This is a genomic window from Cupriavidus sp. 05L310, from assembly GCF_056398185.1.
In genome coordinates this window covers 44,836-67,440 of sequence record NZ_JBFTOX010000049.1, presented here as the reverse complement: position 1 = coordinate 67,440, position 22,605 = coordinate 44,836, and the positions used below count along the sequence as shown (strand labels likewise).

The following is a 22,605-nucleotide window of genomic DNA, read 5'->3' as shown; positions in this document are numbered from 1 at the left end:
GGCGCCCACCGGGCCGCCCGGTTCGCCGGGGTCACCTCTTTCCTGCCTACATGAGCCAACAAAACCAATTTCGCCTGCTCAGTGCACGCCGCTTCGGCCCGTTCTTCTGGACCCAGTTCCTGGGCGCGATGAACGACAACCTCTTCAAGGTCGCCTTCACTTCGCTGGTTACTTACCACACCGCGCTGTTCGAGGGCGTTGACGCCAAGAGCGCGGCGTTCCTGATCTCCGCCATCTTCATCGCGCCATTCGTGCTGTTCTCCGCCACCAGCGGCCAGATTGCCGACAAGATCGAGAAGTCGCGGCTGATCCGGCTGGTGAAGACCCTGGAAATCGGCATCATGCTGCTGGGTATGGCCGGCTTTGCCATGCACAGCGCGCCATTGCTCTACCTTGGCACTTTCCTGATGGGGCTGCACTCGACGGTGTTCGGCCCGGTCAAGTTCGCCTACCTCCCGCAGCACCTGGACGAGACCGAGCTGGTAGGCGGCAACGGGCTGGTGGAAATGGGCACTTTCGTCGCCATCCTGCTTGGCACCCTGCTGGGCGGCGAGCTGGCCGGCCTTACGCACGGCGAAAAGATCGTCGGGCCGTTCTACGTCGGGGCCGCGTGCGTGGTGCTGGCGCTGGCCGGGCGGCTGGTGTCGGCGCGGGTGCCGCATTCGCCGGCGCCGCAGCCGGACCTGCGCATCAACTGGAATCCGTTCACGGAGACCTGGCGCAACCTCAAGCTGGCCCATGGCAACCGTACAGTATTCCTGAGCCTGCTGGGCATTTCGTGGCTCTGGTTCCTTGGCGCCACGTTCCTGACCTCCTTTTTCGGCTTTGCCAAGGACGTGCTGGGCGGCGACCAGAATGTGGTGACGCTGCTGCTGGCGGTGTTCTCGCTCGGCATCGGCACCGGCTCGCTGCTGTGCGAGCGGCTGTCCGGGCGCCACGTCGAGATCGGCCTGGTGCCGTTCGGCTCCATCGGCATGACAGTGTTCGCGGTCGATCTCTTCCTGGCCAGCAACGGCGAGCAGCACGCCGAACTGTCCGGGCTCGCCGGCTTTGCCGCCGACCCGCGCCATTGGCGCGTGCTGGCCGACCTGTTCCTGCTGGCGATGTTCGGCGGCTTCTACAGTGTGCCGCTGTACGCGCTGATCCAGAGCCGCTGCGCGCCCACCCACCGGGCCCGCATCATTGCCGCCAACAACATCCTCAACAGCTTTTTCATGATCGGCTCCTCGCTGCTGGCGGTGGTGCTGACCCAGGCCGGCTTCAGCATTCCGCAATTGTTCCTGGTGGTCGGGCTGCTGAACGCGCTGGTGGCCATCTACATCTACAGCCTGGTGCCGGAATTCCTGCTGCGCTTCATCGCCTGGATCCTGGTGCACACGGTGTACCGCCTGCAGCGCGTGAATTCCGACCGCATCCCGGCCGAAGGCCCCGCGGTGCTGGTGTGCAATCACGTGAGCTTTGCCGATGCGGTAGTGCTGATGGCCGCGAGCCCGCGGCCGGTGCGTTTCCTGATGGACCACAACATCTTCAAGGTGCCGCTGATGTCGTGGTTCTTCCGCCAGGCCAAGGCGATCCCGATCGCGCCCGCGTACGAAGACCCGCAGATGCTGGAGCGTGCCTACGACGAAGTCGCGCGCGCGCTTTCGGAGGGCGACCTAGTCTGTATCTTCCCTGAAGGCAAGATCACCGCCACCGGCGACATCAACCCCTTCAAGCAGGGCGTTCAGCAGATCATCCGGCGTACGCCGGTGCCGGTCGTGCCGATGGCGCTGCGCGGGCTGTGGGGCAGCTTCTTCTCCCGCAAGGGTGGCTCGGCCATGTCCCGCCCGTTCCGGCGCGGCATTCTCAACCGGCTCGAGCTGGTGGTGGGTGAGCCGATCGCGCCGGAGCTGGCTACGCCGGAGAGCCTGCAGCAGGTGGTGCAGGGCTTGCGTGGCGAGTGGCGCTAGGGCGCTAGCGTAGTGCCCGCAGCGGCGGGTATCCCCGATGTCGCCGAGCCAAAGGAGTCGGCAACCATGATCACGCTCTACACCTTTGGGCCGGCATTCGGCCTGCCCGATGCCAGCCCCTTTGTCACCAAGGCCGACCTGCTGCTCAGGCTCGCGGGCCTGCCGTACCGTGCCGAGCGTGGCGGCCTGCGGCGCGCGCCCAAGGGCAAGCTGCCCTATCTCGACGACGCGGGCCGCGTGGTGGCCGATTCCACGCTGATCCGGTGGCACCTGGAGAAGACCTACCACATCGACTTCAATGAAGGGCTGACGCCCGCCCAGCGTGGCACCGCCTGGGCGGTGGAAAAGATGCTGGAAGACAACTTCTACTGGGCAGTGGCCGACGCGCGCTGGAACCATGACGCCAATTTCGCGCGGGGTCCGGCAACTTTCTTCCGGTCCGTGCCCTGGCCGCTGCGCGGGCTGGCGATCCGTTTTGTGCGCTCCAAGATCCGTCGCATCCTGTGGACGCAGGGGCTTGGCCGCCACAGCCCGGCCGACCTGGCCGCCATCGCCAGCCGGGACGTGGCGGCGGTGGCCGACGTGCTGGGCGAGCAACCCTTCCTGATGGGCGACAAGCCATGCGGCGCCGATGCCACCGTCTTTGCGTTCATGGCGGGTGCGCTGTGCCCCTTGTTCGAGACACCGATCCGCACGGCCGCCGAGTCCCATCCCAACCTGGTGGCCTACGTGGCACGCATGCGGGAGCGGTACTACCCGGACCTGGCTCCTGTACGGACGGCCTGATGCGGGCCTGAGGGCACCACCTGAAGACCGGGCGACGCATCCCGGTGCGGCCTGGCGGGGCCGGACGGGCCGCAAAAGCCTTACAATGTAGCCCGTTCCCCAATTCTCACGCCCTCCGCGGTCTCCATCATGTCCGGCAACACTCTCGGCCTGCTCTTCACTGTCACCACTTTCGGCGAATCGCACGGGCCGGCCATCGGCGCGGTGGTGGACGGCTGCCCGCCGGGCATGGAACTCACCGAAGCCGATATCCAGATCGACCTGGACCGCCGCAAGCCCGGCACCTCGCGCCATGTCACGCAGCGCCAGGAAGCCGACCAGGTCGAGATCCTGTCCGGCGTGTTCGAGGGCAAGACCACCGGCACGCCAATCTGCCTGCTGATCCGCAATACCGACCAGCGCAGCAAGGACTACGGCAATATCGTCGAGACCTTCCGGCCCGGCCACGCCGATTACACCTACTGGCAGAAGTACGGCATCCGCGACTATCGTGGCGGCGGCCGTTCGTCGGCGCGCCTGACGGCGCCGGTGGTGGCGGCGGCGGCGGTCGCCAAGAAATGGCTGCGCGAGCAATACGGCACCGAAATCCGGGGCTATATGTCGCAACTGGGCGAGATTCGCGTGCCGTTCGTGGACTGGGCGGAAGTACCGCGGAATCCCTTCTTCGCCCCCAACGCGGAGATCGTGCCGGAACTGGAAACCTATATGGACACGCTGCGGCGCGACGGCGATTCCGTCGGCGCGCGGATCGAGGTAGTGGCCAGCAACGTGCCGGTGGGCCTGGGCGAGCCGCTGTTCGACAAGCTCGATGCCGACATCGCGCACGCGATGATGGGCATCAATGCCGTCAAGGGCGTGGAGATCGGCGCGGGATTTGAAAGCGTCAGCCAGCGCGGCAGCGTGCATGGCGATTCACTCAGCGCGGAAGGATTCCGCGGCAACAACGCCGGCGGCGTGCTGGGCGGCATTTCGACCGGGCAGGACGTGACAGTCTCGCTGGCGATCAAGCCGACCTCCAGTATCCGCACGCCGCGCGAATCCATCGACAAGGCCGGCCAGCCCGCCACGGTGGAGACCTTCGGCCGCCACGATCCCTGCGTGGGCATCCGCGCCACCCCGATCGCCGAAGCCATGCTGGCGCTGGTGCTGATCGATCACGCGCTGCGCCATCGCGCCCAGTGCGGCGATGTCAAGGTCGATACTCCGCGCATCCCCGCCCAGTCACCGCAGTCCGGCCAGTCGCGCTGAGTTGGCGCAGGCGGAACCACACGCCCACGCCCTCGGCGGCGGGCGCGTCGCCGAGACGCGTTTTGGCCTCTTTTACCTCGGCTACTACGGCTATGTCGGCGTTATCTCGCCCTATGTAAGCCTGTTTTTCGCCGGGCGCGGTTTTTCCCCGGTACAGATCGGCGTACTGATGGCCTGCTTCCAGGTCAGCCGCATCGTCGGCCCGTATTTCTGGGGCTGGCTGTCGGACGTGATGCATACGCGGGTGCGCCTGCTGCGCCTGGCCGCCGTCACGGCCTTGCTCGCTTTCCTGATGGTGCCTGGCGTGACCAGCTACGGCGGGATGATGGCGATGATGATCGGGCTGAACCTGATCACCAGCGCCATGTCGCCGCTGGGCGACGCGCTCACGATTTCCACGCTGCGCCGCCATGGCGCCTTCGATCACCGCTACGGGCGCATCCGCATGTTCGGCTCGGCCGGCTTCATTGCGGCCGTGCTGCTGGGCGGGGCGCTGTTCGAGCGTTTCGGCATGGAGGCGTTCCCGTGGCTGGCGAGCACCATGCTGGCGCTGTTCCTGGTGGTGGTGTTCGGCATGCGCGATGCGCCGGACGATGGGCCGCGCGTCAAGCCGCCGCCGGCGCTGCCCTTGCTGCGCCGTCCCGACGTGGTCTGGTTCTTCGGCTCGGCCTTCCTGATGATGTTCGCCCACGCCGCGCTGTATGTGTTCTATTCGCTGTACCTGGAGCAGCTTGGCTACAGCAAGTTCGCCATCGGCGTGATGTGGACCATCGGCGTGGTCGCCGAGATTGTCTTCTTTTTCTACCAGGGCCGGATGTTCGGCAGCGTCCCGCTGCGGACCATCCTGACCGGTACCTTCGTGCTGGCCGCGGTGCGCTTCGGCCTGACCGGCTACCTGGCGGAGCTGTCGTGGCTGATGGCGCTGGTGCAGGTACTGCACGCGGCCACCTTCGGCGCGCATCACAGCGCCAGCCTCAAGCGCCTGCAACGCTGGTTCGCCGGCCCGCTGCAGGGCCGCGGACAGGCGCTTTACACCGGCCTTTCCTATGGTCTTGGCGGCACCTGCGGCGGGTTGGCGATGGGCTGGACCTGGAAGGCGCTGGGTCCGGCCCACACCTTCGGGCTGGCCGCGCTGGCGGCGGCCGGCGGTGCGCTGTGCGCGTTCATGACGTTCCGCACGGAAGCTGCCTCCGACGCTGCCGCGCGGTGACGCAGGCCGGATTGCGCACGCGCTCGCCTCAGAGCAGGCTTGCGACGCGCTCGGCCAGCGCCAGCGACGAGGTCAGCCCTGGCGACTCGATGCCGAACAGGTTGACCAGCCCGGGTACGCCATGCGTAGCCGGACCATCGATGCGGAAATCCGCCGCCGGCTCGCCGGGTCCGCTGATCTTGGGGCGGATGCCCGCATAGCCCGGCTGCAGTGCGCCGTCGGCCAGTCCCGGCCAGTAATTCCGGACTTCGCCGTAGAAGCTGTCGGCATCCGCGGGATCCACGCCGTACTCGATCTCGTCGATCCATCGCACGTTGGGGCCGAAGCGCGCCTGGCCGCCCAGGTCGATGGTCAGGTGCACGCCCAGTCCGGCGGCCTCCGGCACCGGGTAGATCAGCCGGGAGAAGGGCGCGCGCCCGGCCAGCGTGAAATAGCAGCCCTTGGCGTAATACTGCGGCGGGATGTGCGCGGCGGGCATGCCCGCGATGCTGCGCGCCAGCGCCGGTGCCGTGAGCCCGGCCGAGTTGATCACGGTACGGGCCAGCAGCGTGGTGCCGGCCGCTTCGCCCTGGCCGCCTACGTCAAGCCGGATGCCATTCGCCGTGACGGCGCCGCGCGCCACCGGCGATTGCACCGCCAGCATGGCGCCGGCATTCTCCGCATCACCCAGCAGGGCCAGCATCAGGCCGTGGCTGTCGACAATGCCGGTCGAGGGCGAAAGCAGGGCGGCACGGAATTGCAGGTTCGGCTCCAGCGCCTGTGCCTCGGCCTGGCTGAGCAGCTGCAGGTCGTGCACGCCATTGGCCGCGGCCTTGGCCCGGATGCCTTCCAGCGTGGCCACCTGGGCCTCGGTGGTGGCGACGATCAGCTTGCCGCAGCGCTGGTGGTTGATATGGTGCGAGGCGCAGTACTCGTACAGCATGGATTTGCCGCGGACGCACATCTCTGCCTTGAGCGATCCGGCCGGATAGTAGATACCGGCATGGATCACTTCGCTGTTGCGCGCGCTGGTAATGGTGCCGAAGGCATTTTCCGCTTCCAGGATGATGACCTCGCGGCCCTGCAAGGCCAACTGCCGCGCCACTGCCAAGCCGACCACGCCGGCGCCGATTACCACGCAATCTACTTGTTCCATTGTGTTCCTCTGCTGCTGCGGCTGACGCCTGCCATGTCATGCGAGCCGCGGTTCCCGGATAGTGTCGTGCCGCTTGGCGGCGTGCGCTTGCCGCGCAAGCTTCAGTTCAAGGCCAGCCCCATGCGCCTCGCTGCCGCGCTGAGATGCCGGCGTGCCGCCTGGCGTGCGGCGCCGGGGTTGCCGGCGGCAATGGCTTCGACCAGCGCGGCGTGTTCGCCGTCCGCGCCTTGCGAGCCGCCGCGAAAGCGCGCGGCGTTTTCCCAGGCCGTTTGACGCGCCGCCAGCATGTGCTGGCCGACGAAATCGGTCAGGCCGGTAAAGCACGGGTTGTGCGCGGCCTGCGCAATCGCATGGTGGAACGCCACATCGGCCGCCGCGGCGCTGGCGAAATCGTCCGCATGTCGGCCCATGGCGGCCAGTGCGGCCTGAATGGCTTGCAAGTCTTCCCCCGTGCGGCGCCGGGCGGCCATTTCGGCGCAGGCGCATTCCACCACCATGCGCAGTTCGAATAGCTGGGCCGGGGTCGGGCCGCCCTGCGGCGCCGTGGCCAAGCGCCACACCTGGCCGCCTGGCGTTTCCGATACGTACGCACCCGAGCCCTTGCGCGTGATCAGCAGGCCTTCCGCCTTCAGTTGCGCGATGGCCTCGCGGACGATCGGGCGGCTCACGCCAAAGGTCTCGCCCAAGGCCGCTTCGGCCGGGAGGCGGGCGCCGGCGGCGAAGCGGCCAGCCGCAATGTCGGCGCGCAGGGCGTCGGCGATGCGGGCGGCAAGCGAGGCGGGGCGGGTCAGAATGGTCATCAGTAAATCTGTAAGGCTGTCAGACAGATTGTGGGGAGAGTTTGCGAGGAAAGCGGGATGGCGTCAAGGATCGCCGGATCGCGATGTCAGGAATCGACCTTAAGGTTTTACGGAACTGGCCGATAAAAAGCCAGGTGAGAAGCGCTATTCACCTTGGACATCGCGGTGAACGTCGGCCTGGACATGGGTACGCGCGTTGCCGTCCGCCCCCTGGGGCGTTTCGGCGAGGCCAGGCGACGCGATATGCGCTGAGCGCCTCGCCGGGTGGTGGCTGCGGGACACGTTCCCGTGGCCACCGTTGGATCTGCCACGCCTGTAGCCTGGGCGTCACTGCTGCCTGCCATGATTGCACTTACCCCTAACGATCTCCCGGTCGGGCAGCCCTTGCCCTGGTCCTTGTTGGACGAGGCGGGAAACCTCGTGCTCGGCAGCGGTAGCGTGATCCCCGAGGATCGCGATGTCGCCCTGGTCTTCCGGCACGGCACGGTGTGCCGGCCCGATAGCGAGCCGGGCGAACTGGAAGATGGCGGCCGGCCCGCCACTGCCGGGCCGCTTGGCCTACAGGTTGGCACGCTGTTGCAGGTCAAGGCGCCGGGCCAGACAGGCCGCGCCGCCGCCAGCCGGTTGATCGGCTTTGTCGAGCAGGGCCTGTTTGTGACGTGGCCACAGCTCGGCGGCAAGGAATTGCAGGTCCAGGCCGGCGCCACAGTGCTATTGCGCGGCTTTTCCGGCCATGCGATCCTCAGCTTCGAATCGACCGTGACTGCGATCTGTCGCAGTCCCTTCCGCTATCTGGTGTTGTCTGCGCCGGCCGAGTCGCAGCAGCTTCCAGTGCGCACAGCCACCCGCGTGCCGACCCGCCTGGCCGCCTACCTGGTCGATCCCGGGAGCACGGCGAACGACACGCTGCAGGCCGACGGGGCTGCCCCGCAGGCAGGACCGAGCCCCCGCCTGCCGGCCAGGCTGGTGCTGCTGACCGACCTGAGTACCGGCGGCGCGCAGATCCAGATTGCCGGGCCGGTGCCGGCGCCAGGTACATCGGTACGCTTGTGCTTTCATCTGCGCACTGCGGCGCTGGACAGCGAGATCATGGTCGACGGCCTGGTGCGCAACCCGTTGCCCGCCGAGAGCGATACAGAGTTCCCCTCATTCGGCGTTGCTTTCGATGTGCTCGGTGAGCGGGAGTTGACGCTGCTTCAGTGCTTTATCTACGAACAGTTGCTGGCAAGTGCCAGCATGCAGGTTTCTACCTGATGTCCTGTGCCTGCTTGCTATCGGCAGCGGGGGGAAGGACGCTGCCGTGACGGTCGCGCTCATTCCGGCGTTTGGAGCTAATCTTCTAGCGCCAGCCTTGCCCCGCGCGCTCGGGCCGTCTCTACTGTCCCCTGCAATGAAAAGCGGTTATTGCGGCCGCTTGTCCCGATCAGACCCATCACGATGACGAGGAGACATCATGAAGCGGAGCCCTCGCTTCGGCGCCAGCCTTTGCGCGTCCATTTTGGCTTGCCTGCTTGCGGTTGCCGTGCCCGCCACGGCCAATGCCATGAATGGACTTGGCCAGTCCCGTGCATTCTCGGCGGAAGAACGTTTGCTTGGGTTAGACGTCCGGTCTAGCGAAAGACCGGATAACAGCCTCGCCCGCGGCAGCGAGTTCCGTCCTGATCCGGACGGGGCCGGAGTGGGCCTGCTGGCGATGTCTCCCCTGGAAGTCGCCTCGGTCACCGCTATCGGCAAGCCAGGTCCCGATGGTGGCGTATCGGGCGTGGTGCTGGCGTTGATCGACGGCATCGGGCAGGTGCCGCTCGCCGGCCCGGCGCTGATTACCTTGATCGCCGGCGTGGCCGACGTGATCGGTTGGTGTCAGGACGTGCCAGACAGCAAGCCGCATTATCACGATTCGCTGGCATTGCCCGCGACATCGAGCCCGCAAGCCTGAACAGGCAAAAAAAACGGCACCGAATCGGGTGCCGTTTCCTATTGCCCTTGGGTCGAGCTTACATGCCTACGTAGTTCGGGCCGCCACCGCCTTCCGGTGTCACCCATACGATATTCTGCGTGGGATCCTTGATGTCGCAGGTCTTGCAGTGCACGCAGTTCTGCGCATTGATCTGCAGGCGTTCCTTGCCATCGTCGTTCTGCACGAACTCGTAGACGCCAGCCGGGCAGTAACGGCTTTCGGGGCCGGCAAACTTGTCCCAGTTGACGTTGACGGGCACGCTGGCGTCTTTCAGCGTCAGGTGGGCCGGCTGGTTTTCCTCGTGATTGGTGTTGCTGATGAACACCGAACTGAGGCGGTCGAAGGTCAGCTTGCCGTCCGGCTTGGGATAGACGATCTGCTGGCACTCGGCGGCCGGCTTGAGGTAGACGTGGTCCGGCTTCTCGCGGTGGATGGTCCAGGGCGGGTTGCGGATGCCGAGCTTGGGCAGCAGCCATTGCTCGATACCGGTCATCAGGGTGGCGGTGGTGCGCCCCTTCTTGAACCACTGCTTGAAGTTCTTCGCCTGCAGCAGTTCCTTGTGCAGCCAGCTGTTTTCGAAGGCGGTCGGGTATGCCGTCAGTTCGTCATGCTGGCGGCCGGCCTGCAAGGCGTCGTACGCGGCCTCGGCGGCCATCATGCCGGTCTTGATGGCGGCATGGCTGCCCTTGATGCGCGAGGCGTTCAGGTAGCCCGCGTCGCAGCCTACCAGGGCGCCGCCCGGGAATACGGTCTTGGGCAGCGACAGCAGGCCGCCGGCCGTGATGGCGCGGGCGCCGTAGCTGATGCGCTTGCCGCCTTCAAAATACTTGCGGATCTCAGGGTGGGTCTTGAAGCGCTGGAATTCCTCGAAGGGCGACAGCCACGGGTTGGTGTAGTCCAGGCCGACCACGAAGCCCACCGCGACCTTGTTGTCTTCCATGTGGTACAGGAAGGAGCCACCGTAGGTGGCCGGGTCCAGCGGCCAGCCGGCCGTGTGCACCACCAGGCCGGGCTGGTGCTTGGCGGGATCGATCTCCCACAATTCTTTGAGGCCGATGCCGTAGCTCTGCGGATCCTTGCCCGCATCGAGCCTGAACTGCGAAATCACCTGCTTGCCCAGGTGTCCGCGCGAGCCCTCGGCGAAGATGGTGTACTTGGCATGCAGTTCCATGCCGAGCTGGAAGTTCTCGGTGGGCTCGCCTTCCTTGTTGATGCCCATATTGCCGGTGGCCACGCCCTTGACCGAGCCATCGTCGTTGTAGAGCACTTCGGCGGCCGGGAAGCCGGGGAAGATTTCCACGCCCAGCGCTTCGGCCTGCTGGCTCAGCCAGCGCGTGAAGTTGGACAGGCTGATGATGTAGTTGCCGTGGTTGTGGAAGCATTCCGGCAGCAGGGCGGACGGGGTTGCCTTGGAACCGGTTTCGTTGAGGAACAGGAATTTGTCTTCAGCGACCGGCTGGTTCAGCGGCGCGCCAAGTTCCTTCCAGTTCGGGAACAACTCATTCAGTGCACGCGGGTCCATGATGGCGCCGGACAGGATGTGGGCGCCGGGTTCGGAGCCTTTTTCCAGCACGCATACGTTGACTTCGTTGCCTTTCTCCTGCGCGAGCTGCTTCAGGCGGATGGCGGTTGCCAGGCCGGCGGGGCCGCCGCCGACGATGACAACGTCGTATTCCATGGCCTCGCGGGGGCCGTACTGCTCCAGGAGCTGTTGCTGATTCATTGTCTCTAACCCTCTATTCTTGGCAACTTGCGCGCAATTGTGGGAAATGCCGTGTTCGGTGGTACCGGGGATGCGATGATCGGGGGAAACCGGGGGGCAAGGGCGGGGCGCAGAAGGCGCCGATCGTGCCGGCCTGCGTGTTTTTCCTCTTTCCCTTTATAGCCCGAGTTCTTAGAATCTCCGGCATTGTCCGGGACTCGCCACGGTCAGGCAAGATTTTTTTTGGAACGACCGTTCTTTTTTTTGATATGCTGCCTTCCATTTGAGCCAGGCAGTTTCGTGAGGAGCACCCCGTAGCCGTGGCCATGGCAGGCGGCGCGGGGGGCTCCCGAACATCGAGGTCAATATGGGTTTGTCGATCAATCTGGAAGGCAAGGTCGCGCTGGTAACAGGCGCTTCGAGCGGTCTGGGCACGCGGTTTGCCCACGTCCTGGCCTCGGCTGGCGCCAAGGTTATACTGGCGTCGCGGCGGACCGAGCGGCTCAAGGAACTGCGTGCCGCGATCGAAGCCGAGGGGGGCAGCGCCCATGTGGTGCAGCTGGACGTGACCGACCACGACAGCATCCGCTCCGCGGTGGCGCATGCCGAGACCGAGGCGGGTGCGATCGATATCCTGGTCAATAACTCGGGGGTTTCCACCACGCAGCGCCTCACCGACGTAACCCCTGACGATTTCGATTTTGTCTTCGATACCAATACCCGGGGTGCCTTTTTCGTGGCCCAGGAAGTGGCCAAGCGTATGATCGCGCGCTCCAAGGGAGCCGAGAAAAACGGCAATCCGCTGCCGCAGTCGCGCATCGTCAACATTGCATCGGTGGCCGGGCTCAAGGTGCTGTCGCAGATCGGCGTGTACTGCATGAGCAAGGCCTCGGTGGTGCATATGACCAAGGCGATGGCGCTGGAATGGGCGCGCCACGGCATCAACGTCAATGCGATCTGCCCCGGCTATATCGATACCGACATCAATCACCACCACTGGGACACCGATGCGGGCCAGAAACTGATCCAGATGCTGCCGCGCAAGCGCGTGGGCAAGCCCGAGGACCTGGACGGCCTGCTGCTGCTGCTGGCGTCCGACCAGTCCGCATTCATCAACGGCGCGATCATCACGGCCGACGACGGCATGGTGTAACCGAGGTCAACGGCGGCGGGCTACACGCCCGCTCGCCCCGGCAAACTGGTTCTGCCACGCACCATAAGTGCGGGCAGGCATGCGGTTCGCTGTCCCTGGGCTTATCCGGTCCCCTTGGGCGCGACGCGCATCGGCGGCTTGCCGGATTGCCCGTTACCGACAGGCCGCGCGAGCCCCGGCCGGGCACATGGGCGCCATGTCCAGCCGATGCCGGGTTGCGGGACCAAGCAAAAGTTCCCGCACGCTCCACAGTCTTGGCATAATCCGCCATGTCTTGAGATTAAGTCTTTACATAATTCAAAGAATATCCGCCTGCGGCCAGGAGCGCCGCGCGGACCGGACCGGAGGCCGGGGAGATGCAAGCAGATAGGGAGGGACGGCGCGATGCCGACCCGCAAGACGTCACGGCCATGCCGGACGAGACTGGCGCCAGCCAGCAAGGGGACAGCAGCTTCAGGGTTTCGCCGCGGCTCGAAGACTGGGTCGGCGTGGTCGTCATGGTGCTGTTGGTGTGCATCACCTTCGCCAATGTGGTGGTCCGTTACTTCACCGATGAGTCCTTTGCCTGGACCGAGGAATTCTCGGTCTTCCTGATGATCGTGCTGGCCCTGGTGGCAGGCAGCGCCGCGGTGGCGCGCGACCGCAATATCCGCATCGAGTTTTTCTTCGAGCGCGGCAGCGCGGCTCGGCAGCGGCGCCTGGCAGTATTGTCGGCGCTGGCCGTCGCGGTGATGTTCATCGCGCTGGCGGTACTGGGCGGGCGCATCGCCTGGGACGAATACACGTTTGGCGAGACCTCGCCGGGCATCGGCGTGCCAAGCTGGTGGTACTCGGTCTGGCTGCCGGTGCTGTCGGCCGCCATCGCGCTGCGGGCGTTCGGCGTGGCGGTACGCAACCTGCGCGCGCTCAAGGCCATGCATGCCGGGAGCGCGGATGGCGTACCTGCTTCGGAGTCCGCGCCATGACCCTCGTTGCGATCATTCTGTTTGTGGTTTTTCTTGGCCTGATGATGCTTGGCGTGCCGATCGGCGTGTCGCTGGGCCTCGGTGGCCTGGTGGCGATCGGCCTGTCCAACCTGGATACGCAGATGTTCGGCCTGCTGGCCGTGCCGCAGAACTTCTACGCCGGCCTCGGCAAATACCCGCTGCTGGCCATCCCGATGTTCGTGCTGGTCGGTTCGATCTTCGATCGTTCCGGCGTGGCGCAGCGTCTCGTGACCTTCGCCATTGCCATCGTCGGGCGCGGCCCCGGCATGCTGCCGCTGGTGGCCATCCTGGTGGCCATGTTCCTGGGCGGGATCTCCGGCTCCGGCCCGGCCAACGCGGCCGCGGTGGGCGGCGTGATGATCGCGGCCATGTCGCGGGCCGGTTATCCCGGCGCGTACAGCGCGGCCGTGGTTGGCGCCGCCGCCGCCACCGACATCCTGATCCCGCCCTCGGTTGCCTTCATCATCTATAGCGTGCTGGTGCCCGGCGCGTCGGTGCCGGCGCTGTTCGCCGCCGGCATGATCCCCGGCATCCTGGCCGGTGTGGCGCTGATCGTGCCGGCCGTCTGGCTGGCACGCAAGCACAATATGGGCGCCATCGAGGCCGGGCTGCCGCGTCCGCCGTTCTGGAAGAGCCTGCGCGAAGCGGCCTGGGGGCTGGTCGCGCCGTTCCTGATCCTGGGCGGCATGCGCGCGGGCTGGTTCACGCCGACCGAGGCTGCCGTGGTGGCAGTCGTGTACGGCTTGTTCGTCGGCATGGTGATCTATCGCAGCATCGGCCTGCGCGACCTGTTCGTGATCTTTCAGGAAGCGGCGGAGACTTCCGCAGTCATCCTGCTAGTGGTGGCGCTGGCCGGCATCTTTGCCTATGCGCTGTCCACGCTGGGCGTGATCGATCCGCTGGCCAATGCCATCGCGCATTCGGGGCTGGGCGAGTACGGCGTGCTGGCGCTGATCGTGGCCTTGTTGATGACGGTGGGGATGTTCCTCGACGGCATTTCGATCTTCCTGATCTTCGTGCCGCTGCTGCTGCCGATCGCCAACGCCTTCCACTGGAATCCGGTGTGGTTCGGCGTGGTGTTGACGCTCAAGGTCGCGCTTGGCCAATTTACGCCGCCGCTGGCGGTGAACCTGATGGTCTCGTGCCGGATCGCGCGCGTGCGGATGGAAGAGACCGTACCCTGGGTGATCTGGATGCTGCTGGCCATGTTCGTCGCCATGCTGATGGTGCTGGCCTATCCGCCACTGGCGACGTGGCTCCCGGACTATCTCGGTTATTGAAGCTGAATCGGAAGTTGATCCCATGGACGGGCTTCGCGGCTCGCCTGCGGGATCGCGCAATGAGCCACGCTCAACGCAGTGCATAAGAAACACACAACACATCCTGAGAGGAGAGAATCCATGAAACGTCGTGCCTTGATGCTGTCGCTGGCAGCCACCATCGCCGCTGCCGCCCTCGCGCCCGCTGGCGCCATGGCGCAGGCCTACAAAGCCGAGTACAAGATGTCGCTGGTGCTCGGCCCGGCCTTCCCGTGGGGCAAGGGCGGCGAGATCTGGGCTGACCTGGTGCGCCAGCGCACCAGCGGCCGCATCAATATCAAGCTCTACCCCGGCACCTCGCTGGTGGCGGGCGACCAGACCCGCGAGTTCTCGGCGATCCGCCAGGGCGTGATCGACATGGCGGTCGGCTCGACCATCAACTGGTCGCCGCAGGTCAAGGAACTGAACCTGTTCTCGCTGCCGTTCCTGATGCCGGACTACAAGGCGCTGGACGCGCTCACCCAGGGTGAGGTCGGCAAATCGATCTTCGCGACGCTGGACAAGTCCGGCGTGGTGCCGCTGGCCTGGGGCGAGAACGGCTTCCGCGAAGTCTCCAACTCCAAGCGCGAAGTCCGCAAGCCGGAAGACCTGAAGGGCATGAAGCTGCGTGTGGTGGGCTCGCCGCTGTATATCGAGACCTTCAACGCACTCGGCGCCAATCCGACCCAGATGAGCTGGGCCGACGCGCAGCCGGCCATGGCCTCGGGCGCCGTGGATGGCCAGGAGAACCCGCAATCCGTGTTCGCCGCTGCCAAGCTCTACACGGTGGGTCAGAAGTTCGTCACCACCTGGGGCTACGTGGCCGACCCGCTGATCTTCGTGGTCAACAAGCAGATCTGGGAAAGCTGGACGCCGGCCGACCGCGAGATCGTCAAGCAGGCCGCCATCGATGCCGGCAAGCAGGAAATCGCGCTGGCGCGCAAGGGCCTGGTTGAGCCGGGCGTGCCGGGCTGGAAGGATATGGAAGCCCACGGTGTGAAGGTGTCGCAACTGACGCCGGCCGAGCACGATGCCTTTCGCAAGGCCACGGCCAAGGTCTACGACAAGTGGAAGAAGCAGATCGGCACCGACCTGGTCAGCAAGGCTGAAGCCTCGATCGCCAAGCGGTAAGCCGTGAGGAGGGATCGCGGTGCCTGCGAGGGCACGGAGAGCAGGGGCCGTTCGCGGACCCTGCTCTCCTTTGGCGGACGGATTGCGTCGCCAAAATGATCGCAATTGTCACAAATTTGGGAATATCCCGGTCGTTTGATAGAATGCGCCTTTCGCGGCGCATGGGAATTCCATCGCCGCGCGCCTGCCGCGCGCGCGGCGGCGGCCCGGGATCCCAAGAAGGTCCCGTCCTGTGTCCCGACCGGAATGTCATGCCGAACAAGCCTCGCCGTACCTCCTTGCCTGCCCGCCTGACGGGCCTAGCCCTGCTGCTGTCCGTGGCTGGTGCGCAGGCTGCGATGGCGCAGGCAGCATCGCCTGCCGTCCAGGTGGCGCAGGACAGCCTGCCGGCATCGGCCTCTTCGCTGGGGCTTGTGGCGGAACTACAGCAACGGCTGCGGGACAAGGCCGTGCGCGAACTGCGTACCAGCTACAACGGCGATTACGGCACCACGCTGATGCTTGCGGACGACCAGGTGGTCTGCTACGTGGCGCTGTTCTATCAGAAGAACCTCTGGCGGGTTTTCCGCTTTGAGTCGTTCGCTGCGGCGGAGCAGGCTTACCGCCAGTTGACCCAGCAGAGCACGGCCTGGGCGGACGACGATATCCGCCGACAGGTGCTGGCATCGCAGAAACGCGCATTTGACCGGGCCTTGCAAGAGAGCGAGGCGCGGGCAAACGCGCTCAACGAAGACGTGCGCGTGATGCAGGCGCAGCGCCAGCGCATCGCCGAGGAGCAGAAGGTGTCGCGCGTCGAGGTGCAGAGCGCGGAAATCGAGAGCCGTGCCTCGCGCATCCGCCTGGAGCAGCTGCAGCAGCAGATTCGCCGCATGGAGTCGTCGCTGACGGATTCCGGGCTGGTCATCCCCGGGGCGCCGGGGAGTGACCGTCCGGCGCGCCGCCAATAAGCCGTTTGCGCCTGCTTGGCAGAAATTTCCGAATGCTGAAGCAGAACTGTCTGAATTTCCCTATCTTTCCGTAGCGCTATGATTTCGCCCGGACCCGTTTCGCCCGCATAGGCTGGCGAGGCCGCGTCGCGTTTGCGCTGCAGAGGTGAGCCCCAGTGTCCCATTCCATTTTTCCATCGTACGCCAATCTTGATGTGCCGCCCCCATGGGGCACGGAGTTGGATGTGCGCGATGCGTTGGCGGCAATGCGTACCGCAGCTATCAAGCAGCATCTTGCTGCCACCGGTCCTGCGCATGCGCAGTCGTTGCGTCGCGTGCGCCTGCGCGGGCTGGCGGCCGGTGCGTTTGGCGGCGGCCTGGCTGTCGTGGTGGCGTGGCTTGTGACAGTGCTACTGGTGGCTCCGGCGCCATTACCCGCGCCCGCTACCGCCGGATTGCAAGCCGTGACCGTCCAGCGACCGGAAACTGCGGCGGCAGACGTGCAGAACTTGCCCGCGCCGCCGGATCCCGTTGCTGCCTTGCCTGCGGAACCCGCCGGCTACGAGCCCGAACCGGTCGCCGTGCCTCATCCCGTCGTAATCGCCCAAAGGGGCCGGCCGAAGGCGGGCGAAAGGGGGGCTACGGCCACGGCAGCCAGCCCGGTGACGCCGGCTGCGAATGCGGTCACACGGAGGCAGCCGTATGCCGCTCCGGTCCGGTTCGTGCCCTCGGCCAGCGGCAACGACAGCCAGACGCAGCCGCGCAGCGAGGCGGCCGATTTGCCGGTCTCAGGCGCCCCGGATATCGACCTGCGCCCGAGCGCAGTCGCATTCGTGCCGCCTGACATGCGCTTCGAACTGCAAGGCCATGCCCGGCTGATCGACGACTAAGGCGGGCGCGCCAGGCGCGAACCGTCGTTTCCGCCGATGGAAGCGAAGCGCCCCCGTGATAGGCTCGGGGCCATGAAACCCGTATTCACTCTCCTCATGCCCATCCGGTGGGGCGACATGGACGCCATGGGCCATGTCAACAACACGGTCTACTTCCGCTACCTGGAGCAGGCGCGCATTGCCTGGTTCGAGTCGCTCGGCCTTGGCGGCAAGGATGCCAACGGTTGCGGCCCGATCATCATCAACGCGCACATGACCTTCATCAGGCAGTTACGCTATCCGGGCGATATCGAGTGCCGCCTGTTTGCCGGCGATCTGGGACGCACCAGCTTCGAGACCCACATGGAGATCCGCCGCACCGATCAGCCCGATGTGGTGTATGCGGAGGGCGGCGCCAAGGTGGTGTGGTGTGACTATGAGGCCGAGAAATCGGTACCCGTGCCGCCGGCGATCCGTGCGCTGATGGCGTAGGCGTTCCGCGCCCCTAGTGGTTGACCAGGCGTTGCACCAGGTCCACCGAGGTATGGGCGCCGTATTTCTTCATCAGCCTGGCCCGGTAGATGTCCACCGTGCGCGGGCTGATCGACAGCAGCTTGCCGATCTGCTTGCTGGTCTTGCCGTCGACCAGCTGCGCGGCGATATCGCGCTCGCGGGCCGTCAGCTCGGCGGTGACCGGACGCTTCTGCGAGAGATCTTCGAAGGTCCAGATGCCGGCGCCCAGCGGCTGCTGGCGATCCAGCGAGCGTCCGGTGACATGGCACCAGAACAGCTCGCCGCCGGCGCGCTTCATGATGCGCTCGTCGGAGTAAGTGCCCTTGGCGTTCATGATGGGCACGATCCGCGCGCCGGTGCGCTCGAATTCATCCGCGGTGGGATAGAGTACCTGGAACGACTCGCCGATCAGGGCCTGCCTGGTGGTGCCGAAGATGCGGCAAAGCTCGTCATTGCAGTCCTCGATCATGCGCTCGCGCGACAGCACAAGGCCCACTGGCGCGAGCTGGAAAGCGGTCTGGTAGTCGATAGCGGGCATTTGCTTATGTAATTGTACGTATTGGCGCGGGCTGCGGCGCTTGCGTATGCTGTCGGGCAGTCGGCAATCTGGCGATTTCCGTCCGATTGTACCGTTACAATTTCCCTGCGTGACTCGCCGGCATCACCCGGAGGCGGGCGCAAAGACAGGAAATCACCGAGGAAGGAGCAAACATGAACAAGGTCTATGCCAGCGCCGCGGAGGCGCTCGCGGGCGTGGTTCGCGACGGCCAGACGATCGCGGTTGGCGGTTTCGGTCTGTGCGGCATCCCGGAGGCGCTGATTGCCGCCCTGCGCGACAGCGGCGCCAAGCAACTCACCTGTATCTCGAACAACGCCGGCGTGGACGGTTTTGGCCTCGGCCTGCTGCTCGCCACGCGCCAGATCAAGAAGATGATCTCCTCCTATGTGGGCGAGAACAAGGAGTTCGAGCGCCAGTACCTGGCCGGTGAACTTGAGCTGGAGTTCACCCCGCAAGGCACGCTGGCCGAGAAGCTGCGCGCCGGCGGCTCGGGCATCCCCGCGTTCTTCACCAAGACCGGCGTGGGCACCATCGTGGCCGACGGCAAGGAAATCCGCGAATTCGATGGCCAGCAGTACGTGATGGAACGCGCGCTGACCGCCGACGTGGCGCTCGTCAAGGCGTACAAGGCGGACCGCGCCGGCAACCTGGTGTTCCGCCGCACCGCGCGTAACTTCAACCCGATGTGCGCGATGGCCGGCAAGTTCACCGTGGTCGAAGTCGAGCACCTGGTCGATACCGGCACGCTGGATCCGGACGAGATCCACACGCCAGGCATTTTTGTGCAGCGCATCGTGCTGAACGCCAATCCCGAGAAACGCATCGAGCAGCGCACCGTGCGTGCCGCCAGCTAAGGAGAAACATCATGGCATGGACACGTGACGAAATGGCGGCGCGCGCCGCTAGCGAACTGCAGGACGGCTTCTACGTGAACCTGGGCATCGGCCTGCCGACGCTGGTGGCCAACCACGTTCCCGCGGGAATGGAAGTCTGGCTGCAATCCGAGAACGGCCTGCTGGGCATCGGCCCGTTCCCGACCGAGGCCGAGGTCGACGCCGACATGATCAATGCCGGCAAGCAGACCGTGACCACGCTGCCGGGCTCGTCGATCTTCTCCTCGGCGGATTCCTTTGCGATGATTCGCGGGGGCCATATCAACCTGGCCATCCTGGGCGCCATGCAGGTAAGCGAGAAGGGCGACCTGGCCAACTGGATGATCCCGGGCAAGATGGTCAAGGGCATGGGCGGCGCGATGGACCTGGTGGCAGGCGTGGGCCGCGTTGTGGTGTTGATGGAGCACACGGCCAAGAAGAAGGACGGCACCGAGGACATCAAGATCCTGGCGACGTGCGCATTGCCGCTGACCGGCGTGGGCGTGGTCAACCGCATCATCACGGACCTCGGCGTGATCGACGTGACCGAAGCCGGCCTCAAGCTGGTGGAAACGGCGCCGGGCGTGAGCCGCGAAGAGATCCAGAGCAAGACGGGCGCCCCGCTGCTCTGATGCGCTTTGCCGCGCCGGCCTTCGTGGCGGGCGCGGAGTGGCAATGAAAAAGCCCCGCGAGCTTGCGTTCGCGGGGCTTTTTGCTGGCGCTGCGGTGGCTTCGTCAGGCGCGGCGCTTGTTGTAGCTGGCGAAGACCGAGGCGCCACCGTCCGCGCGGACCAGCAGGACATCGAAAGGATCCTTGCGCGAACCCTGTTCCATGCCCGGCGAACCCACCGGCATGGCCGGCACCGCCAGGCCCGCGGCCTTGGGTTTGCCGGCCACCAGCCGCTTGATGTCGGCCGCCGGCACATGCCCTTCGACCGCGTAGCCGGCGATACGGCCGGTATGGCAGGAGCCGAAGCGCTCGGGAATGCCAAAGCGGGCGCGATAAACGCCGGTGTCTTCCACGTCGCGCACGGTGACGGCGAAGCCGTTCGCGCGCAGGTGCTCGACCCAGCCCTCGCAGCAGCCGCATTGTGGGCTCTTGTACACCTCGATGGCGAGCGGGGCGGCAGCGGTGCTGGCGCCGGCACGCAGCCCTAGCGAGACCGTGGCGCCGATGGCCAGGGTGCGGAGAAAGCGGCGCCGTTGCATGGTTTGTGCTGGTGCGCTCATTGCGCCACCCAGCCGCCATCCATGTTCCAGGCCACGCCGCGCACCTGCCGGGCCGCGTCGCTGGCGAGGAACACGGCCAGCGCGCCAAGCTCCTCGGGCGTAACGAACTGGCCGGAAGGCTGCTTCTCGATCACCAGTTCATGCTTGGCTTGCTCGACCGGGATGCCGTCCTTCTGGGCGCGCGCTTCCACCTGTTTCTGCACCAGCGGCGTCAGTACCCAGCCCGGGCAGATCGCATTGGCGGTGACGCCGGTCTGCGCGGTTTCCAGGGCCGTCACCTTGGTCAGCCCGACGATGCCGTGCTTGGCTGCGACATAGGCGGACTTCTGCGCCGACGCCACCAGTCCGTGGGCGGAGGCGATATTGATGACGCGGCCCCAGTCCTTGCGCTTCATGCCCGGCAGCGCCAGGCGGGTGGTGTGGAAGGCGGAGGTCAGGTTGATGGCGATGATCGCGTCCCAGCGCTCGGGCGGAAAGTCCTCGATATTGGCCACATGCTGGATGCCGGCGTTATTGACGAGGATATCGGCGCCGCCGAATTCCGTTTCGGCATAGCGCATCATGTCCTCGATCTCCGCGGACTTGCTCATGTCCGCGCCGTGGTAGCCAACGCGGATGCCCGCGCCGGACTGCGCGATCTCGCGCTTGGCGCCGTCGGCGTCGCCGAAGCCATTGACGATGATGTTGGCGCCCTGCGCGGCGAGTGCCTGCGCGATGCCGAGACCAATACCGCTGGTGGAACCCGTGACTAGCGCCGTCTTGCCTTTGAGCATGTTTTGCCCTCCGTCGGGAGATTTTGATGTTGGAATTGGACTGCGTGAACAGGCTGTCGTCCGCCAGCGGCAAAGGCATGGCGGCGCGAACCCGGATGCTGTGGCATTGTAACTGCTGCAGCGTACAATCCAGCTTTGCTTAACCTGGGCGCCGCCTGTTGGCGGTGCCGTTCTTGCTACCGTCTTGCCAGGGAGTTCAGATGTCAGTCAGCCCGCGCCTCGGCTTCGTTCAGTGCATCAGCCCGGCGGGTCTTCACCGCATGGCCTATCACGAGTGGGGCGACCCCACCAATCCCAGGGTGCTGATGTGCGTGCATGGCCTGACCCGCACCGGCCGCGACTTCGACACCGTCGCCGCCGCGCTGTGCGGCGAGTACCGCGTGGTGTGCCCAGACGTGGTCGGGCGTGGCCGTTCGGACTGGCTGGCGGACCCGCGCCGCTATGTGGTGCCGCAGTACGTCTCGGATATGGTCACCCTGATCGCCCGGCTCAATGTGGAGCAGGTCGACTGGTTCGGTACCTCGATGGGCGGCCTGATCGGCATGGGGCTGGCGGGGTTGCCCAAGACGCCGGTGCGCAAGCTGCTGCTCAACGACGTGGGCCCGCGCATCGCCGCCTCGGCGGTGGAGCGGATCGGCGCCTACCTGGGCCTGCCGGTGCGCTTCAAGACCTTCGAGGAAGGCCTGGCCTACCTGCAGACCATCAGCGCGTCCTTTGGCCGTCACACACCCGAGCAGTGGCGCGAGCTTAACGGCGCCATTCTCAAGCCGGTGCAGGGCGTGGAAGGCCTGGAATGGGGTTTGCATTACGATCCGGCGATGGCGCTGCCGTTTCGCGAGACCACGCCCGAGCAGGTGACTGCCGGCGAAGCGGCGCTGTGGCACATGTTCGAGGCCATCCAGGCGCCGACGCTGGTGGTGCGCGGCGCGCAGTCCGATTTGCTGACGCGCGAGACGGTGGCGGAAATGGTCTCGCGCGGACGCGACGTGAGCGCGGTGGAGGTGCCGGACGTCGGGCACGCCCCGACGTTCATCGACCCCGCGCAAGTGGCCATTGCCAAGCAATTTTTCCTGGGCGCGGCCTGAAGGCGGCCGCGGCCCGGATCCGATGTTTGAAGTCTTACCGACAACTAGAGTATTGCCATGAGTACCAGTGAACTGAAGCGCGCCCATGTGGGCAAGCGCCTGTCCGAATACGCGATCTACAACGGCGTGGTCTACCTCGCCGGCCAGGTGCCGGAGGTCGATCCCGGCGCGGATCTGCGCGGCCAGACCCGTGAGGTGCTGGGCCACATCGAGCGTCTCCTGAACGAAGCCGGCAGCGACAAGAGCCGGATCCTGTCGTGCCAGATATTTCTCACCGACATCGACCAGATCGGCATCATGAACGAGGTCTGGGATGAATGGGTGGTGCAGGGCAATACGCCCCCGCGCGCCACGGTGGAGGCGCGCCTGGCCAATCCGCAATACCTGATCGAAGTGGTGGTTACCGCCGCGCTCAAGTGAGGT

General features: G+C 65.8%; 23 protein-coding genes. 17 read left to right on the top strand and 6 right to left on the bottom strand.

What is annotated here, in order from left to right:
• Window positions 1-50: 50 nt before the first annotated feature.
• The 4 genes from AC1DS6_RS30065 to AC1DS6_RS30050 all read left to right on the top strand — a co-directional run bounded on the left by AC1DS6_RS30065 (window position 51) and on the right by AC1DS6_RS30050 (window position 5,193).
• On the top strand, window positions 51-1,949 hold the full coding sequence (locus tag AC1DS6_RS30065) for an MFS transporter (protein WP_441627333.1): 1,899 nt from the start codon (window positions 51-53) through the stop codon (window positions 1,947-1,949).
• Between the two features lie 66 nt (window positions 1,950-2,015).
• The gene (locus AC1DS6_RS30060; RefSeq protein ID WP_441627331.1) at window positions 2,016-2,735 is read left to right on the top strand and encodes a glutathione S-transferase C-terminal domain-containing protein; all 720 of its coding nucleotides are present in this window, start codon (window positions 2,016-2,018) and stop codon (window positions 2,733-2,735) included.
• Between the two features lie 129 nt (window positions 2,736-2,864).
• Complete coding sequence (aroC, locus tag AC1DS6_RS30055) at window positions 2,865-3,983, top strand: chorismate synthase (RefSeq protein WP_441627329.1); 1,119 nt, start codon at window positions 2,865-2,867, stop codon at window positions 3,981-3,983.
• 1 nt (window position 3,984) lies between these two features.
• Window positions 3,985-5,193 carry an MFS transporter gene (locus AC1DS6_RS30050; RefSeq protein ID WP_441627327.1) on the top strand — a complete coding sequence of 403 codons (1,209 nt, stop codon included), beginning with the start codon at window positions 3,985-3,987 and terminating at the stop codon, window positions 5,191-5,193.
• A gap of 28 nt (window positions 5,194-5,221) precedes the next feature.
• On the opposite strand, the gene AC1DS6_RS30045 is transcribed toward AC1DS6_RS30050, so the two are convergent.
• Together AC1DS6_RS30045 and AC1DS6_RS30040 are read right to left on the bottom strand one after the other, a co-directional pair.
• A complete protein-coding gene (locus AC1DS6_RS30045; RefSeq protein ID WP_441627325.1) occupies window positions 5,222-6,328 on the bottom strand; it encodes an NAD(P)/FAD-dependent oxidoreductase in 1,107 nt (368 codons plus the stop codon).
• Window positions 6,329-6,429: 101 nt separating this feature from the next.
• Window positions 6,430-7,128: a FadR/GntR family transcriptional regulator gene (locus AC1DS6_RS30040; protein WP_441627323.1), complete on the bottom strand. Its 699-nt coding sequence runs from the start codon at window positions 7,126-7,128 to the stop codon at window positions 6,430-6,432.
• Between the two features lie 342 nt (window positions 7,129-7,470).
• On the opposite strand from AC1DS6_RS30040, the gene AC1DS6_RS30035 reads away from it, so the two are divergent.
• Window positions 7,471-8,382 (top strand): flagellar brake protein, encoded by a 912-nt coding sequence (locus AC1DS6_RS30035; RefSeq protein WP_441627321.1) that lies wholly within the window; start codon window positions 7,471-7,473, stop codon window positions 8,380-8,382.
• Window positions 8,383-8,581: 199 nt separating this feature from the next.
• Complete coding sequence (locus AC1DS6_RS30030) at window positions 8,582-9,064, top strand: hypothetical protein (protein WP_441627319.1); 483 nt, start codon at window positions 8,582-8,584, stop codon at window positions 9,062-9,064.
• 58 nt (window positions 9,065-9,122) lie between these two features.
• Here the strand turns inward: AC1DS6_RS30030 and AC1DS6_RS30025 are convergent, their stop codons facing one another.
• Window positions 9,123-10,808 (bottom strand): electron transfer flavoprotein-ubiquinone oxidoreductase, encoded by a 1,686-nt coding sequence (locus AC1DS6_RS30025; RefSeq protein WP_441627317.1) that lies wholly within the window; start codon window positions 10,806-10,808, stop codon window positions 9,123-9,125.
• Window positions 10,809-11,154: 346 nt separating this feature from the next.
• Between AC1DS6_RS30025 and AC1DS6_RS30020 the strand changes: the two genes are divergently transcribed.
• The 7 genes from AC1DS6_RS30020 (at window position 11,155) to AC1DS6_RS29990 (ending at window position 17,642) form a co-directional block, all read left to right on the top strand.
• Window positions 11,155-11,940, top strand: coding sequence for an SDR family oxidoreductase (locus AC1DS6_RS30020; RefSeq protein WP_045240045.1), 786 nt, complete (start codon window positions 11,155-11,157; stop codon window positions 11,938-11,940).
• A gap of 356 nt (window positions 11,941-12,296) precedes the next feature.
• Complete coding sequence (locus AC1DS6_RS30015; protein WP_441627315.1) at window positions 12,297-12,905, top strand: TRAP transporter small permease; 609 nt, start codon at window positions 12,297-12,299, stop codon at window positions 12,903-12,905.
• On the top strand, window positions 12,902-14,206 hold the full coding sequence (locus tag AC1DS6_RS30010; RefSeq protein WP_441627313.1) for a TRAP transporter large permease: 1,305 nt from the start codon (window positions 12,902-12,904) through the stop codon (window positions 14,204-14,206). The genes AC1DS6_RS30015 and AC1DS6_RS30010 overlap by 4 nt, the downstream gene beginning before the upstream one ends.
• Before the next feature lie 120 nt (window positions 14,207-14,326).
• Window positions 14,327-15,355, top strand: coding sequence for a DctP family TRAP transporter solute-binding subunit (locus AC1DS6_RS30005; RefSeq protein ID WP_441627311.1), 1,029 nt, complete (start codon window positions 14,327-14,329; stop codon window positions 15,353-15,355).
• A gap of 251 nt (window positions 15,356-15,606) precedes the next feature.
• Window positions 15,607-16,302 (top strand): DUF2968 domain-containing protein, encoded by a 696-nt coding sequence (locus tag AC1DS6_RS30000; RefSeq protein WP_441627309.1) that lies wholly within the window; start codon window positions 15,607-15,609, stop codon window positions 16,300-16,302.
• Between the two features lie 245 nt (window positions 16,303-16,547).
• Window positions 16,548-17,171 (top strand): hypothetical protein, encoded by a 624-nt coding sequence (locus AC1DS6_RS29995; RefSeq protein ID WP_441627307.1) that lies wholly within the window; start codon window positions 16,548-16,550, stop codon window positions 17,169-17,171.
• Window positions 17,172-17,243: 72 nt separating this feature from the next.
• Entirely contained in the window at window positions 17,244-17,642 is a 399-nt protein-coding gene (locus tag AC1DS6_RS29990; RefSeq protein ID WP_441627305.1) for an acyl-CoA thioesterase, read from the top strand.
• Window positions 17,643-17,655: 13 nt separating this feature from the next.
• Here AC1DS6_RS29990 and AC1DS6_RS29985 read toward each other — a convergent pair whose 3' ends face one another.
• A complete protein-coding gene (locus AC1DS6_RS29985) occupies window positions 17,656-18,201 on the bottom strand; it encodes a PAS domain-containing protein (RefSeq protein WP_441627303.1) in 546 nt (181 codons plus the stop codon).
• A gap of 173 nt (window positions 18,202-18,374) precedes the next feature.
• Here AC1DS6_RS29985 and AC1DS6_RS29980 point away from each other — a divergent pair, with 173 nt between their 5' ends.
• Window positions 18,375-19,076, top strand: a complete 702-nt coding sequence (locus AC1DS6_RS29980; protein WP_045240052.1) for a CoA transferase subunit A — start codon at window positions 18,375-18,377, stop codon at window positions 19,074-19,076.
• Between the two features lie 11 nt (window positions 19,077-19,087).
• Entirely contained in the window at window positions 19,088-19,726 is a 639-nt protein-coding gene (locus AC1DS6_RS29975; RefSeq protein ID WP_428178738.1) for a CoA transferase subunit B, read from the top strand.
• A 103-nt stretch (window positions 19,727-19,829) separates the two neighbouring features.
• Here the strand turns inward: AC1DS6_RS29975 and AC1DS6_RS29970 are convergent, their stop codons facing one another.
• Together AC1DS6_RS29970 and AC1DS6_RS29965 are read right to left on the bottom strand one after the other, a co-directional pair.
• Window positions 19,830-20,303, bottom strand: a complete 474-nt coding sequence (locus tag AC1DS6_RS29970) for a DUF411 domain-containing protein (protein ID WP_441627300.1) — start codon at window positions 20,301-20,303, stop codon at window positions 19,830-19,832.
• 17 nt (window positions 20,304-20,320) lie between these two features.
• Entirely contained in the window at window positions 20,321-21,097 is a 777-nt protein-coding gene (locus tag AC1DS6_RS29965) for a 3-hydroxybutyrate dehydrogenase (RefSeq protein ID WP_441627298.1), read from the bottom strand.
• Between the two features lie 200 nt (window positions 21,098-21,297).
• On the opposite strand from AC1DS6_RS29965, the gene AC1DS6_RS29960 reads away from it, so the two are divergent.
• Complete coding sequence (locus AC1DS6_RS29960) at window positions 21,298-22,182, top strand: alpha/beta fold hydrolase (protein WP_441627296.1); 885 nt, start codon at window positions 21,298-21,300, stop codon at window positions 22,180-22,182.
• 57 nt (window positions 22,183-22,239) lie between these two features.
• Window positions 22,240-22,602 carry a RidA family protein gene (locus AC1DS6_RS29955; protein ID WP_441627294.1) on the top strand — a complete coding sequence of 121 codons (363 nt, stop codon included), beginning with the start codon at window positions 22,240-22,242 and terminating at the stop codon, window positions 22,600-22,602.
• Window positions 22,603-22,605: the final 3 nt, after the last annotated feature.

Coding starts and splice junctions, on each gene's coding strand:
- AC1DS6_RS30045 (WP_441627325.1), bottom strand. CDS start 6,328: ATGGAACAAGTAGATTGCGTGGTAATCGGCGCCGGCGTGGTCGGCTTG.
- AC1DS6_RS30020 (WP_045240045.1), top strand. CDS start 11,155: ATGGGTTTGTCGATCAATCTGGAAGGCAAGGTCGCGCTGGTAACAGGC.
- AC1DS6_RS30035 (WP_441627321.1), top strand. CDS start 7,471: ATGATTGCACTTACCCCTAACGATCTCCCGGTCGGGCAGCCCTTGCCC.
- AC1DS6_RS30010 (WP_441627313.1), top strand. CDS start 12,902: ATGACCCTCGTTGCGATCATTCTGTTTGTGGTTTTTCTTGGCCTGATG.
- AC1DS6_RS30005 (WP_441627311.1), top strand. CDS start 14,327: ATGAAACGTCGTGCCTTGATGCTGTCGCTGGCAGCCACCATCGCCGCT.
- AC1DS6_RS30030 (WP_441627319.1), top strand. CDS start 8,582: ATGAAGCGGAGCCCTCGCTTCGGCGCCAGCCTTTGCGCGTCCATTTTG.
- AC1DS6_RS29985 (WP_441627303.1), bottom strand. CDS start 18,201: ATGCCCGCTATCGACTACCAGACCGCTTTCCAGCTCGCGCCAGTGGGC.
- AC1DS6_RS29965 (WP_441627298.1), bottom strand. CDS start 21,097: ATGCTCAAAGGCAAGACGGCGCTAGTCACGGGTTCCACCAGCGGTATT.
- AC1DS6_RS29955 (WP_441627294.1), top strand. CDS start 22,240: ATGAGTACCAGTGAACTGAAGCGCGCCCATGTGGGCAAGCGCCTGTCC.
- AC1DS6_RS30040 (WP_441627323.1), bottom strand. CDS start 7,128: ATGACCATTCTGACCCGCCCCGCCTCGCTTGCCGCCCGCATCGCCGAC.
- AC1DS6_RS30000 (WP_441627309.1), top strand. CDS start 15,607: ATGCCGAACAAGCCTCGCCGTACCTCCTTGCCTGCCCGCCTGACGGGC.
- AC1DS6_RS29990 (WP_441627305.1), top strand. CDS start 17,244: ATGAAACCCGTATTCACTCTCCTCATGCCCATCCGGTGGGGCGACATG.
- AC1DS6_RS30025 (WP_441627317.1), bottom strand. CDS start 10,808: ATGAATCAGCAACAGCTCCTGGAGCAGTACGGCCCCCGCGAGGCCATG.
- AC1DS6_RS29960 (WP_441627296.1), top strand. CDS start 21,298: ATGTCAGTCAGCCCGCGCCTCGGCTTCGTTCAGTGCATCAGCCCGGCG.
- AC1DS6_RS30060 (WP_441627331.1), top strand. CDS start 2,016: ATGATCACGCTCTACACCTTTGGGCCGGCATTCGGCCTGCCCGATGCC.
- aroC (WP_441627329.1), top strand. CDS start 2,865: ATGTCCGGCAACACTCTCGGCCTGCTCTTCACTGTCACCACTTTCGGC.
- AC1DS6_RS29980 (WP_045240052.1), top strand. CDS start 18,375: ATGAACAAGGTCTATGCCAGCGCCGCGGAGGCGCTCGCGGGCGTGGTT.
- AC1DS6_RS29975 (WP_428178738.1), top strand. CDS start 19,088: ATGGCATGGACACGTGACGAAATGGCGGCGCGCGCCGCTAGCGAACTG.
- AC1DS6_RS30015 (WP_441627315.1), top strand. CDS start 12,297: ATGCAAGCAGATAGGGAGGGACGGCGCGATGCCGACCCGCAAGACGTC.
- AC1DS6_RS29970 (WP_441627300.1), bottom strand. CDS start 20,303: ATGCAACGGCGCCGCTTTCTCCGCACCCTGGCCATCGGCGCCACGGTC.
- AC1DS6_RS30065 (WP_441627333.1), top strand. CDS start 51: ATGAGCCAACAAAACCAATTTCGCCTGCTCAGTGCACGCCGCTTCGGC.
- AC1DS6_RS29995 (WP_441627307.1), top strand. CDS start 16,548: ATGCGTACCGCAGCTATCAAGCAGCATCTTGCTGCCACCGGTCCTGCG.